At 45.1% G+C, this 14076-nt stretch carries 10 protein-coding genes; 4 read left to right on the top strand and 6 right to left on the bottom strand.

What is annotated here, in order from left to right; genetic code table 11:
* Window positions 1-194: 194 nt before the first annotated feature.
* Window positions 195-5435 (bottom strand): SdrD B-like domain-containing protein, encoded by a 5241-nt coding sequence (locus QUA74_RS02835; protein WP_333324742.1) that lies wholly within the window; start codon window positions 5433-5435, stop codon window positions 195-197.
* Window positions 5436-5785: 350 nt separating this feature from the next.
* Entirely contained in the window at window positions 5786-5929 is a 144-nt protein-coding gene (locus QUA74_RS02830) for a hypothetical protein (protein ID WP_333064245.1), read from the bottom strand.
* A gap of 38 nt (window positions 5930-5967) precedes the next feature.
* Between QUA74_RS02830 and mtnA the strand changes: the two genes are divergently transcribed.
* Genes mtnA through QUA74_RS02815 form a run of 3 tightly spaced genes read left to right on the top strand, consistent with a single transcriptional unit; the run spans window position 5968 to window position 8428 of the window.
* Complete coding sequence (gene mtnA, locus QUA74_RS02825; protein WP_333324740.1) at window positions 5968-7029, top strand: S-methyl-5-thioribose-1-phosphate isomerase; 1062 nt, start codon at window positions 5968-5970, stop codon at window positions 7027-7029.
* Window positions 7030-7033: 4 nt separating this feature from the next.
* Window positions 7034-7555, top strand: coding sequence for a type IV pilin-like G/H family protein (locus tag QUA74_RS02820; RefSeq protein ID WP_333324738.1), 522 nt, complete (start codon window positions 7034-7036; stop codon window positions 7553-7555).
* 3 nt (window positions 7556-7558) lie between these two features.
* Window positions 7559-8428: a rhodanese-like domain-containing protein gene (locus QUA74_RS02815; protein ID WP_333324736.1), complete on the top strand. Its 870-nt coding sequence runs from the start codon at window positions 7559-7561 to the stop codon at window positions 8426-8428.
* Window positions 8429-8545: 117 nt separating this feature from the next.
* Here QUA74_RS02815 and QUA74_RS02810 read toward each other — a convergent pair whose 3' ends face one another.
* The gene (locus QUA74_RS02810; RefSeq protein ID WP_015174783.1) at window positions 8546-8893 is read right to left on the bottom strand and encodes a hypothetical protein; all 348 of its coding nucleotides are present in this window, start codon (window positions 8891-8893) and stop codon (window positions 8546-8548) included.
* Between the two features lie 241 nt (window positions 8894-9134).
* Here QUA74_RS02810 and QUA74_RS02805 point away from each other — a divergent pair, with 241 nt between their 5' ends.
* Window positions 9135-10055: a cation diffusion facilitator family transporter gene (locus QUA74_RS02805; RefSeq protein WP_333324733.1), complete on the top strand. Its 921-nt coding sequence runs from the start codon at window positions 9135-9137 to the stop codon at window positions 10053-10055.
* 126 nt (window positions 10056-10181) lie between these two features.
* On the opposite strand, the gene QUA74_RS02800 is transcribed toward QUA74_RS02805, so the two are convergent.
* The 3 genes from QUA74_RS02800 to QUA74_RS02790 all read right to left on the bottom strand — a co-directional run bounded on the left by QUA74_RS02800 (window position 10182) and on the right by QUA74_RS02790 (window position 14015).
* Window positions 10182-10379 carry a hypothetical protein gene (locus tag QUA74_RS02800; RefSeq protein WP_333324731.1) on the bottom strand — a complete coding sequence of 66 codons (198 nt, stop codon included), beginning with the start codon at window positions 10377-10379 and terminating at the stop codon, window positions 10182-10184.
* A 258-nt stretch (window positions 10380-10637) separates the two neighbouring features.
* Window positions 10638-10961 carry a hypothetical protein gene (locus QUA74_RS02795; protein WP_333324730.1) on the bottom strand — a complete coding sequence of 108 codons (324 nt, stop codon included), beginning with the start codon at window positions 10959-10961 and terminating at the stop codon, window positions 10638-10640.
* Complete coding sequence (locus tag QUA74_RS02790) at window positions 10962-14015, bottom strand: tetratricopeptide repeat protein (RefSeq protein ID WP_333324728.1); 3054 nt, start codon at window positions 14013-14015, stop codon at window positions 10962-10964.
* Between the last annotated feature and the right edge of the window lie 61 nt (window positions 14016-14076).

The following is a 14076-nucleotide window of genomic DNA, read 5'->3' as shown; positions in this document are numbered from 1 at the left end:
GTATTCTAGGTTCATAAAGTAGTAGGGAAAAGGCAATGCCTTTTCCCTACGGGGATTCATGGATCAGGGGTGTACTTCACAAATAACGTGGAATCTCCTGTAAAATGTTTGGTTTCACCCTTTTTTTATTTGCCAACAGTTTCTTAATCCATCGTCCCTACAATATTCTCACCTAATTAATTAGCTAGATCGCACTACAGGAGTGCAAAATCTGTGGCAGTAATCACGCTTGCAGGCACATTGCTGAGAGTTGCCAAAAGTTGCCCGGAACCAGTAACTCGGATAAGAGTAGAATTATTCTCGGCAACAATGCTCAGTTGCGAGAAATTTAGACCACCAATTAGCCCGATCGAATCGAGGCCGTATTGAAAGTCTAAAATAGTCTCGCTGCCGAGGTCAATACCCAACATAAATCGATCGTTCCCGGTACCTCCAATCAGAGTATCATTCCCCTGATCTCCAAACAGCCAATCGTCCCCAGCACTGCCAAGCAAACTGTCCTCATCCTTACCGCCGTAAAGAGTATCGTTCCCAGTATCCCCGTTGACAGTATCCTGACCTTCATTGCCAAACAACCAATCGTTGCCCAAACCGCCGCATATTTGGTCTTTTCCGCCCGTAGAACCAATGGGGAGGGGGCTACCAATATCCCCGTACACTGTATCTTCCCCCTCGCCGCCACAGATAGTATCACTGCCTTCATCGCCAAACAGCAGGTTGCTGCCCAATTCGCCGACAACTAAGTCATCGCCCTTGCCAGCACGCACTGTATCATTACCATCACCACCTGCGATCGTATCTTGATTTTTCTCCCCGCTGAGGAAGTCATCGCCCGCCAAACCGAACACCAAATCGTTGCCAGTCAAATCCGGGTCGAAGGGGTTAATAGTTCCCCCGTAGATAGTATCGTTACCCTGGTCGCCAATTAAAGTATCGCTCTCCTGGTCGCCGAAAATAATGTCGTCATCTTTGCCACCGTAAACAACATCTTCGTTCTTGCCCGCAAAGATTAAATCATCTCCAGCAACCCCATTGAGGTAATCATTACCCTCATTGCCAAACACCAAGTCCGTGTCTATATCTGGGCCAACCGGGAAAGCACTGTTAAGTCCCCCGTAAATATTATCATTGCCCCGCAATCCTGCCAACAAATCATCGCCGTCAAAACCATTTATTTCGTCACCGTTATTAGTGCCGAGAATAGTGTCGTTGCCGTTAGTACCGTTGCGGCTATTAGTGACAGAATTTGGACTGCGAATACTGCTAATGCTGGGTAAAACAATTTGCGAACAAATGCAGTCAGCATCTTGTCCTTCTTGCGGTGGTAGTGGTGTTGGTGTTGGTGTTGGTTGGACTTGGGCGAAGGAATTGCCAAAGTTAATATTGTCAACATTAGTGCCACTGACAGCAATAATATCAGCAGGATTGGCAGTAGTTTGCGTCCAACCAGGTTGATTGACTTCCCGAACTCGATAAGTTCCCGGGCCTAAATTGGCGAAACTGTAGCCGCCCAAACTATCAGTAGAAGTATTAACTTCTCCAGCATCTAAAGAGTCATTGCTGTTAGCGTCAAGGAAGAGTTGCCAGTTCGGCAAGAGCGGTTCTTGAGCATCCAAAACCCCATTGTTATTGAGGTCATTAAACTTGCTGCCGGAGATACTAATATTTTGGAAATTGCCAAAATTAACGTTCGATTGACTTTCGCCACTACCCAGATTAACCGCCGCCGGATTAGCAGTAGTTTGCGTCCAACCAGTCTGCTGGACTTCCCGCACATTGTAGGTGCCGGGATTGAGGTTGTTGAAGCTATAATTACCAGAATTGTCAGTGGTAACAGTAGTTTCGCCATCATCTAAAGAGTTGTTCCCGTTAGCGTCGAGGAAAATTTGCCATCCCGAAAGACGGGTTTCTTCCGCATCCTGAGTACCGTTGCCGTTGCCGTCGTTGAATTTAAGACCGCTGATGCTGCTTTGTTGGACGGGAGTCGGAGGCTGAGGCGGAGTCGGAGTCGGAGTTGGAGGGGGAGGCGATGTCGGAGTTGGTGTTGGCGGGACTTGTTGATTGCCGAAATTGGCAGTGGAAGTTTGACCTGGATCTAAGGGAACGGTTCGGGGATTAGGGGTGGTTGGTGTAAAACCTGTCGGCACCACTTCCCGGACGTTGTAAGTGCCTGTTTGCAGGTTGGGGAAGCTGTAGCTACCATCGGTACCGGTAGTAACTTGGGTTTCTCCGGTGTCTGAAGTGCCGTTGTTGTTAGTGTCAAGGAAAATCGTGACGCCAGGGATGCCAATTTCTCCGGTATCTTGAGTGCCGTTACCGTTGGTGTCGTTGAATTTAATGCCAGTTATGGTGCCCGCCTGAAGGCTATTGCCGAAATTAACTGTAGCAGGAGTAGTTTGGCCTGCTGTCAGAGTCACTGGAACCGGATTGGGAGTAGTTGGCTGGCTGAATGGCGGCACGACTTCCCGGACGTTGTAAGTACCGGAGGCCAAGTTGGGGAAAGCGAAGCTGCCGTTAGCATCGCTGGTTGTCGATGTTTCTGTGGCATCGAGAATGCCGTCGTTGTTAGTGTCGAGGAAAATAGTCACTCCCGGAACACCAAGTTCTCCGGCTGCTTGAGTGCCGTTGCCGTCAGCGTCGTTAAATTTTATACCAGTAATGCTGCCGAGTACAGCGGGTATTGCTTGGTTGCCGAAATTCACCGTAGCAGGAGTAGTTTGACCTGCTGTCAGAATCACTGGGGGGGGGTTTTGAGTAGTTTGCCGACTGCCAGCTGGCACAAATTCCCGAACGTTGTAAGTGCCGGCAGGCAAGTTGCCGAAAGTGAAACTGCCGTCAGCCCCGGTAGTTGCGGAAGTTTCACCGGCACTGAGGATGTTGTCACCGTTAGTGTCGAGAAAAACAGTCACTCCGGCGACACCGAGTTCTCCGGCGGCTTGAGTGCCGTTGCCGTCAATGTCGTTAAATTTGATGCCGGTGATGGTACTCAGCGGTACGACAACGGGAACAGGCTGTGCGGAAAATTCCGAAGTGTTGCCGACGGCGTCTGTTGCTGTCGCGGTGATTAATTGGCCTGCGGTGACGGCTGCTGGGAAAGTTTGATTAAAAGCAGCGTTGCCGGCGGCGTCAGTAGTTACCGGGATAGAAGCGATGAAGGTTTGGCCTTGGGTGCCGGGGGAAGTGTTTGCGAAAATTTGGAGGGTGAACGGGGTACTGGGAGTGCTGTTGAAAGTACCCGCGACGGTGACGCTGCCAGCACTGGCGGTAGCGGTGGTGAGTACGGGGGTGTTTTGGAGGTTGTTTGCACCGGTGTCGGCGTCGCCGGGATCGTTGGCGGTGATGCCGTCGTTGCCGAGGTCGATGCCGATGCCGACGTTGGCGAAGATCGAGTTGTTTTGGATGCTGTTGCCGATGCCGGATGCAATAGCTACGCCGATATTGCCGTTGTTGGCGATGATATTTCCTTCACCTGCTGCTGTACCACCGATCGCATTATTAGTTGCTGCTGCGGTAATCTGTACTCCGATCGAGCTATTGCCTAACGGGCTAGTACCGTTGGCTGCAACGCCGATGAAGTTGCCGCGCAAAGTGTTGCCTGTTGCAGAGGCGCCTGTAATCTGGACGCCTAAACCTGCGTTGGGACTGCTGTTGCCGGAAATAATATTGCCAGCGCCTGCGACACTACCGCCGATCGTATTGCTGGGTGCATTGTCTACAACTACACCAATAGTGTTTGGCAAGGCAGCGGTGCCTGCGGCGTTGGTGCCGATGTAGTTGCCGAGTACCGAGTTGAGAGTGGCATTGGCGTTGAGAATTTGCACGCCGAAACCGTCATTGCCGGAAATGATGTTGCGATCGCCCGCTGCAGTCCCGCCGATCGTGTTGCCTGCAGCATCCTGTATGAGCACGCCAGTCAAGGTGTTGCCCAAGTCTGCGGTGCCGTTGACATCGGTGCCGATGAAGTTGCCCAGCACAGTGTTGCCTGTGGCCGCGTTGCTGGTAGCAGGGGTGTTTTGAATTAGTACACCGAAAGCATTATTGCCGGAAATGATATTGCGCGCGCCTGCGGTATTTCCGCCGATCGTGTTGTTGGGCGCATTCTGAATAGCCACGCCAAAACCGACGTTTCCCAAGTCTGCGGTACCGTTGATGTCGGTGCCGATGAAGTTGCCCAGCACAGTGTTGCCTGTGGCTGTGGCACCATCGATAAACACGCCAGCGCTGCCATTGCCAGAAATCAAGTTGCGATCGGCTACTGTCGTTCCGCCAATGATATTGTTAGAACCACCCGATATTTGCACGCCCGTCAAGGCATTTGGTAACGCAGCAGTACCAGCAGCGTTGGTGCCGATGATGTTGCCCAGCACTCGGTTGCCTGTGGCACCTGCGGCATTTATTAACACGCCGAAAGCATTGTTGCCAGAAATGATATTCCGATCGCCCGCTGCAGTCCCGCCGATCGTGTTGCCCGCTGCATTGTCAACTACTACGCCACTAGCACCGTTGCCCAAGTCTGCGGTACCGTTGGGATCGGTGCCGATGTAGTTGCCGAGTACAGAGTTGCCTGTGGCGGTATTACCTAAAATGAAGATTCCAGAACCCTGAAAACGATTGATTGCTAGTCCCCGAATGGTGCTGCCACTGCCGGTGATGAGTATGCCGTTAGTTGTACCCCCGGCATTGGTTCCATCGAGTTGGATCAGCGGGGTGCCGGCGAATCCTGGCTGAGATGTGCCGTCGATCGTTACGGCCTCGGTAATTATCGGTAAAGAAGTCAATGGCGCGATCGTCTGAACGCCTGGTGCGGGAATGTTGAAGTTAATAATATCCGCCCCAGCAAGGGCATTAGCTTGAGTAATTGCATCTCGCAGCGAACCAGGCCCAGAGTCAGCGGTATTAGTAACAGTGAATATCGCCAAGGTATGCGCGTAACTTGCCATTACCTCCGGCTCGATCGCCAATCCTGTTTTGATCGCTCCCGTAGCGTATTCAAGTACCCAGTTTCCGCCTTTTTGGGCACTCCCCGTAATATCTGAAGAAGCAGCAATGTTAGCTTTTGTTAACTTGCTCAGCTTTTGTACAAAAGCCTCTCCTTTTTCACCTGCTGCTACATTACATCCGTATAGCAGAATTTCAAATCGATTTTTAATTGAGTTGACAGATGACGAAAACCACCGTTTCAAGCAGTCGCGATATGTTTCTAAATTGTCGGAATTCAGGATAGTTGGCCCTAGCTGCAAACTTCCCGATTCCCCGTGAGAAATAATGTGAACGCTTTCTATACCTTTGCGGCTCTGCAGTGCTTCGGCAATTTGTTCGATGCCGTCCCGCCCCCGATCGACTAAAATTACCTCTTTACCCGCTTTAACACCGACCGCCAGACTCTGCCAATCTTCAACTGCTGAATCTACGAATACTATGTGTTGGTTTTTCATAATTACTGTTCCCCCATGCACCTAGTTAGGTTTTCAAAATGTTGTTTCCGTGCGATGATAGTCGCTACTTCAATTAACCACAAATACGGCTACCACAAAACCTGCCTTTAACTCTGTACAAGTTGTACAGACAAAGCTTTACGATTATCTATTTTTGTGATTCTTGTAAATCTGTTGGATCTGGAAAGTTGCTCGATCGCACTTTTTCATTCTCAACTTAAAAAAACCAGACCCCTGGTACAGCTAGCTTGTTCCCGATTACGGAAATTTTTCAAAAAACGTAAGTATAATTTACACAACTTAATGTACGGTTTTTTACTAAGTACACTTTTGTGAAAAAGAATCCAACTCTACGCAAATTCCAAACCCAAAGAGTGGTAGGTATCCAGCCATTCTTCAATCTCAAATCTCCAGTCTCGAATCTCAAACCGCAGGGCTGGGATTTTGGCAAATTCAGCGTGTCCCTCATAACATAGAGGAATAGTCGCCTTCATGGCATCATAGAAACTTGTCCCTCACATAATTGAAATAGATGACCGCTCAAAACTCCCCTGTTTCCCCCGTCACCTGGATAGAAGACCGAGTTCTGCTAATTGACCAAAACCGGCTGCCAAAAGAATACGGTGTAGTCGAAATTAGTCGCTACGAAGATATGGCTGAGGCGATTAAAACTATGATAGTCCGAGGTGCTCCGGCGATCGGGGTAGCAGCAGCCTACGGGATGTATTTGGGGGCGCGAGAAATCGAAACGAGCGATCGTACCGAGTTTTTTACTAAATTAGAACAAGTTGGCCAGTTATTGCGATCGACTCGTCCCACTGCGGTTAATTTGTTTTGGGCAATATCGCGAATGCTCAAAACAGCCGAGAGAACTAGCGGTTCTGTCGAACAAGTGCAAAAAACTTTGTTAGAAATGGCTAAAACCATTCAAGCAGAAGATTTGCAAACTTGTAAAGATATCGGTGACAAAGGTTTAGAAGTTCTGCCAGCTACACCCGAAAAATTGAACTTACTAACTCACTGCAATGCAGGTGCGTTGGCAACAGCAGGCTACGGTACTGCTTTAGGTGTATTTCGTTCTGCTTGGCGAGAAGGAAGACTTGGAAGAGTTTTTGCCGATGAAACTCGGCCCCGTCTCCAAGGTGCAAAACTCACCACTTGGGAATGCGTGCAAGAAGGAATTCCTGTCACATTAATAGCTGACAATATGGCCGCTCACTGCATGAAACTCGGCATGATTCACGCAGTAGTTGTCGGTGCAGACAGAATAGCTGCTAATGGCGATGCTGCCAATAAAATCGGCACTTACAGTTTAGCAATTGTTGCCAAAGCTCACAACGTTCCCTTCTTTGTCGCTGCGCCTCTGTCAACAATTGATTTTGAACTTTCCGACGGCAGCCAAATCCCCATTGAAGAACGCGATCCTGTTGAAATGTATCAAGTGGGAACTACACAAATTTGTCCTGTGGGAGTCGAATTTTACAATCCCGCTTTTGACGTTACTCCGGCGGAATTAATATCGGGAATAATCACAGAACACGGCACGGTTGCTCCTTGGGCGTTGAAACAGTTTCAGGCAAAACAATTAGTTTAATTGTATGTTGCTCAACCGCTCATTCCGCCTGTTATCTGTGAAATTAAGCATGATTCCTAGCAGCCGCAACTGGCAGCTCAAAGTTGCGATCGCAGCTCTAACTCTGCCAGTTGTTTTTAGTCCTGTCTCGGAAGCTCAAGTGTTACCAACGCTTAAAGCTAAGGAATCACAAGCGAAAAAATTTGTGGGTTCGATGAATAAAGCTCAGCAAGTTTACTATGCTGAAAAAGCAGGCTTTACAAGTTCTGTTTCCAATCTCTTGGTTTATCTCGGTCTCCAAGTTAAACCTGACGAAGCCAATTACAGCTACTCGATCGGCATGGTGAAAAAAGGTGCTGTATTTAACTACGGAGTATCGAAGCAAGCTAATCTCAAAAGTTTGGTGGGGGGAGTCTTTTTGGTGGGAAACAAGACCCAAACAATCTTGTGTATAAATGCTGCTCCTGGCAAGATTAAACCAGCTAATCCAACTAATACCAAAGGGGTTTTAGCCTGCGGTGCTGGTACAGGAAAAATTGCTCAATAAATCATGTCTAATTTCCTGTGTAATTTAGTGTATAATTGGGCAAATAATTGGATAGTAAGGGCCGATTTAGCTAAGCAATTACTGTCAGGGGGCGCAACTCTGCTCGATGCTCGTCAACCTGTTTTAAAGTGGTTTTGCCGTCTCCCACCAGCTATTCCCGTAACTTGGCAGGAATTTTCTCAATCGCACTTTCCCCAAAAGGGAAAAATTATCGAAAATAACACACTTTTAACTCAAAAACTGCAAGCAATTGGCATTTGTCAAGACAAACCTGTCATAGTCGTTGCCGATTCGGTGAAAGGGTGGGGCGAAGACGGGCGAATTGTTTGGATGTTGCGGACTTTGGGACACGAAAAAGCAGTTTTTGTAGATGGAGGATATAGGGCTTTAATCCAAGCTGGAATTAATCGAGTAAAAGCTGCAAACAATCCACCTAAAACCGGAGATTTTGTAATATCTCGCCGCTCGAATTGGGAAATTCAGCGGGATGAATTGAAAGCTATTTTAGGAGATGAAAATTTAGTCATTATTGACGCCAGAGAGCGGCGAGAATATGCAGGTAAAACACCTTACGGAGAAAAGCGGGGCGGCCACATTCCCGGTGCGGTTCACCTCTACTACAAAGAGTTAATGGACAAACAGGGACAACTGCTGGGTCGTGGGGAAATAGTCGCTATTTTGCAGCAGAAAGGAGTTTCGTTGTCAACTCAAATTGTGAGTTATTGTAGTGGGGGAATTCGCTCTGCATGGTTGACTTCTGTGTTGACAAATGTGGGATTTAATGCTAAGAATTATGCAGGTTCAATGTGGGAATGGTCGGCTTCGCCGGCAGATAGCTATCCTTTGTCAGTAATCCTTTCACGGGCGGCCTAGAAACCCACCCCACAAGAAAATTCAATGTTTGTGGAACAGGCTGGAAAGCCTGTTCTTGAGAATGGTATCTGAACTCAGATTCAACCTATTAACTACAAACGATCGAGGTTGAGAATTTCAACCGACTTGTTCGATATACTGAGCGAGATCGTCGCGCAGGCGGCTGAGTTCGGCTTCGGTGGTGACGCGCACGCGATCGTCCCGAACCGTAATCAGCACTTTCGCAGCAAAAGGAGTTGGCCAGATATTCGGGTTGCAGAAAACTTCCAAAAATACATCTCCTGCATACCGATATTCCATCGGTTTTTGGGGAGAAGCTTTAGCGCCAGCGGTTTTGGCTGCTACAGCTTTCAAGCTTTCCATCAAAGCTGCAATTTCGCTTTGCAAATCCCGCGCGGCTTGCGGGGAAAAGCTAAAGGAGACAGAACCTTCGACTAAATTCAGTGTCAGCGGAGAAAGAGACATGGGCAATGAAATTTAACATACTATTGTTAATGATAAAAAATATAGTAACCCAAAATAAGTACATTCCAGCTCAATTGGGCAGCGAAACTGCTATTAATTAAAAATTGTCTCAAGAAGCTAGGCTAAATTAATGAATATAAATCTAGTCGCAAGCTAGATTCAGCAATACTTTTAACCTTTTATGACTTGATAAGCTTTAAACTAGAAACCAGAAAACTTGACGGCCGAGTGAGGAGATTTTATGGTTGCCGATAACCGTTCCGAAGTCCGCAAGGTTTTAATAATTACTTTATTGCTAAATTTGCTGGTGATGGCAATAAAAGCAGCCGTGGGATGGCTGACTGGTTCCCTCAGTTTGCTAGCAGATGCTTTGCACAGTGTTACGGACAGCGCTAATAATATTTTAGGATTAGTAACTAATCATTATGCTAACCCGCAGCCCGATCGCGATCATCCCTACGGACACCAAAAATTTGATGCTCTCGGAGCTCTGGGAATTGCTGCTTTTCTGGGAATTGCCTGTTTTGAAATTATCAGCGGTGCTGTCCAAAGGCTGATTAACGGGGGTAAAGTTGTCAAAATATCGCCAAATGAATTGTGGATTTTGCTGATTGTACTGGGGATTAATATTTTTGTCACTTTTTACGAGCGCAGAGTTGGTCAACGTCTCGGTAGCGCGATTTTAGTGGCTGACGCTAAGCACACGATGAGCGATGTTTGGGTGACAATTATGGTCATCGCCGGGTTGATTGGTGTTTGGCAAGGGCAGGTTTGGAACATACCTCAATTACAATCCCTGGATGTGTTTTTGTCTTTTCCTGTGGCTGTTTTGGTATTTAGCAGCGGTTGGAAGGTTTTAACAGAAAATCTGCCTTGGTTGGTGGATGAAATGGCGATCGCACCGGAAGTTATTCATGCGATCGCGATCGATGTACCAGGGGTTGTCAACTGTCACTCGATCGCCTCCCGTGGCGTTGTAGGGCGTCAAGTATTTATTGATATGCACATGATTGTCGATGCTGTCGATGTAGAAACAGCTCACCGGATTACAGAAGAAGTAGAAGCCCGTTTGGAAGAACGTTTCAGCCCTGTACGCATCTTAATTCACGTTGAGCCGCCGGCTTACCATTCCGACCAAATTAGCTACGATTCTGAAAAATGAAGGCACAACCAGTGATTTTGACACGGATACACGGATTAATTGAAGAATCGGGAAAGTATTTTTACTTACCGCTATTCCTCCAATTTTTTAAATGCTATCAATCGCGTTAGAGCGATCGCACTTAATTTAGTTACAGTTTTCCACAGGAAAAGGGGGGTTTTCCACAGAAATCGGCAAGTTTTCCACAATAGATCGATCGGCTGTCGTCGATTTCTGTCTTTCTATTTGTATAAATTCCAAGTATTTTGAATTTCTGTAGCCATTTCCCCCCGCAAATGCCAAGGTAGCAAAATCTCCACTTTTGAACCGAGAGCTCGCAGCCATCTCAACGGGTAGTGCGGATGGAATTTTTACTTTATTTTATCTGGTGCTAGCCTATCTACTCTCGATCGTAGCGGAAATTCTCCTACTCTGTTTTAGCCGACGATTCTCTTAATTCAGAGAAAGATGAAGAAATGTTTCGATCGAGTTGGATTTGGGGGTGTGAGTGCGATCGCTCTCTTACCACCGAACCAGATAACGCAGATCTACATCTCAACCTTCAATCTTAATCATTTTCAGTTGAAAAACTGAAACTTTAGTTTATAGGGGCATCATATAGTGATGACAAGTGTTCGAGCCAGGATGTTCTAATGGATCTACAATCAGCACAATAAAGTAATCTTTTGGATTATACATTTCCAAAAACATCAGAATTGAATCCCACATTTCACTTGGAGCATTTTGGGACGCCTTTATACAATTATTTTGTGTTACATAGGCCACAGTCAGTTCATCATACGATCTTTGTACTTCAATTAAGACAATTCCTTTCCCCAATTGCTGATAACCCTTAACAGCTTGCTGTTTAATTAACTCACTTAATTGCGAGAATATTTTTTGAGCTACTGGAACTAAATTGTACAACTACTCTGGAGTTGGAAAAATATCCTTACTACTAATACCCTCAATGATTGAAGCACGAGGTTGCCTCTGGTTTCTAAATCCTTGAGCTTTACGGTTCTCTTTTGATTTTCTTTTAAGTTTTGATTCTAGATCTGCTAATGCAAATCTTCCAGGAAAAGCCTTTATCATCTTTTGTATAGATTCAGCAGGAATTGTGCGAATATAAGGCAGCTCTGCCAGTAATATTTGATACTGGATAGTATCAGGGTGATCCGGCCCGCAAGTCTTTAAAGCAATTTTGAAAGCTTTCTTCCATAACTCCTCTGCTTCGTCAAATTTCCCTTGTCGGCAGTACAAGTCTGCTAAATTATGAAAACTAGAAGCAACATCAGGATGATCTTTTCCTAAAATTTCTCTTGTTATTTGTAAAGATTCTACATATAATAACTCTGCTTTTTTAAGTTGATCCTTGTAAAAGTATACAATCGCTAAATTATTCAAATTCATAGCATAATCTAAATGCTTCTTTCCCACCGATTTCTCCTTTGTTTCTAAAGCTTTTAAAAGCAATGGTTCTGCATCTGTATAACGAACTTGCTCTGTGTAAAGTAGTCCTAAATCGTTGAGACTAACAGCATAGTCTGGATGATTTTCGGATAAACAATTTTTCCTAATTTCTAAAGCTTGCTTGAAAAAAGATTCAGCTTTATTGTAATTTTCTTGCGATCTATAGACATTTCCTAGACTGTTGATAACAGAAGCTACATCAGGATGATACTCTCCAAACAAGTTTTTAATAATATCTAGAGATTCCATAAATAAAACTTCAGCTTGTCTATATTTTCCCTGAACGTTGTAAAGAGATGCCAAATTATTTTTGTACGCAGCTATTGCTGGATGGTTATTATCTAATAAATTTTTAGCAATATCTAAGCTCTCTTCAAGTAGAGATTCAGCTTCATTATAGCGACCCTGGTCTTTATACACTTTTCCTAAAGTATTTGAAACCGTAATCAGTATATCAATGCTTTTATTTGGGCAACTTTGCTGACGTAAAATAGGTATAAATGCCAGTGTTTGATCTTCGCTAATATTTTCGTGTATTTGAAATTTTTCCTCGGCATCAAAACCATCTAATTCGGAATTATTTACGATTTTTTTCCAGCAGATTAGTAATGATTTTTCGGCGTCGTTAAACCGATTTTGGAAAATGTAAACTAACGCAAGCTCGTGTTGGATAGTTATTAGCCATAAATGTTGGGCATCCAGATATTTTTTGAAAAATAATAAAACAGTTTCAAAAAGTATTTCTGCTTCTTTATAAAAGCCTTGCAACATATAAAGTCTTGCTAATTTTTGTTTGCCAACAGTCACAGAAAAAAGATTTTCTGGAAAACGAGTTTGTAGCTTTTCTATAAAAAATTGGCACGAATCAGCAGCTAAAGCGTACAGACCTTGATTTTCATAGAAAGAAATTAATAGAGTAAAAGGATATCCAAAGTCTGAGTCGCTAAGATATTGACTCATCTCTTTAACGATTTCTTTTATATGAGGAATAAGAGGAGAAATAATGTTAATTTCATAGTGGTTTGGTGAATCTGGTATCTGTTTCGCCAATGCTGCTATATATCCTACCAAGTAAAATTTCAGTTCTTCTGCCTCTGGTAGTGCCTCTAGCTTTTGCCGAAAGAACTCTCTGATAAGTTGATGAAACCGATAAATTCCCTCACCGCAAGGCTGAAGTAAATTCAATCGAACAAGCTTATTTTTAGCTTCTTCTGTCGCTTCTAGGGAGTTTTCCAATTCTTCCAGTATTTCCTGAGTAATTCTTTGAGATTCTAATGCTTCTTTTATGGCTTTTGCATCTTTTTCACTCACTGCAAGCTGTAATTCATTGGGTTTCCAAGGAATGGGCGCTGGAGCAAACAAACTCAGAAGACAGCCTAACCTCTGCTCAGCATCATTTAGGCGTTCCCAACTCAACTCAAAAGCATCGGCAACTCCTAGTTGAGCCGTCATTGTTGGTTCTGGATTCTTCAAGGCTGAATGTCTTAGACGTTTCTGCTTTAATCGTCGCAACATTTCTCCTAAAGATAAATCTTCATCTTGTGCCAAATATTGCCCTACTAATTCCAATCCTAGAGGCAAATAACCAAGCCACTTGCATAAATTTCTAGCAACCCAAGGCTCTCGTTTTAGCCTTTCTCGCTCAACTAAAGACTTCAGCAGAGCTAGAGCTGCTTTCGGCTTCAGCACATCTAAATCTAGACGAGCAAGCGGTTTACCAAGCCTTTCCCGCGTTGTAATCAACACTTTGAAGCGAGATTCAGATGGTAAATAAGCCTTAATTTGTCTGTAATCTGCAACATCATCAATAACAACTAACACCTGACCTTCAGCCCAACGTTGCCAGCAGAATTGTACTTGACCAGCTAATGTCAATCCATTGGGTAAGGTGAAGTTTGGAAAATGCGCGATCGAAAACTCGACAATTTGAACTCCGATCTCTCCACGTTTGGGATACAGCCAACAAATACCGCCTTTGTATGTTTCTGCATGACCTTGAGCATACTGGATCGCGAGTTCAGTTTTGCCAACACCGCCCATACCAGCGATCGCCGCAATTGCTACCTGATTGTTTTTTTCCAGAAGTTGGTGCAATTCTGAAAGTTGCTCCGTGCGACCGACAAACTCAACAGCACCACTGCGAGGAATATTATTGTGATGTTCGAGACTGCTCTGAGTTGCTAAGACTGTATTTTCTAATCCTTTTGTATGCCCAAGCTTTGGTAATTTTGACTTTGAACAAACCTGGTTCCACGCCTCGATACCGACAATATCTGTCACTTTTAAGCCAAAACCCTTTTCAGCGATCGCCCACGCAGACTCCGGATCGACTCCACCACCGTATAAGAAGGTCTTGACTGTCTTTTGATCTACACCTGCTTTCTCTGCAATACGCTCAAACGTCAGACGCCGCCCTTCACTGTCACGATTAGCAGCTTTGGATTCTTTAAGTATTCTGATTCCTTCTTCAGTAGCCTGCACACTGCGGGATTTGCGTCTTCGAGTCATTGATGTAGTCCGTTCATTTGTATTGCTACTAGATTAACCGCTTCTAAACGCTGCTGACAGC

It is taken from the genome of Microcoleus sp. LAD1_D3 (assembly GCF_036702135.1).
Taxonomy (GTDB): Bacteria; Cyanobacteriota; Cyanobacteriia; order Cyanobacteriales; family Microcoleaceae; genus Microcoleus.
The sequence above is the reverse complement of the archived record's forward strand: the minus strand, read 5'-3'. Positions and strand labels throughout refer to the sequence as shown.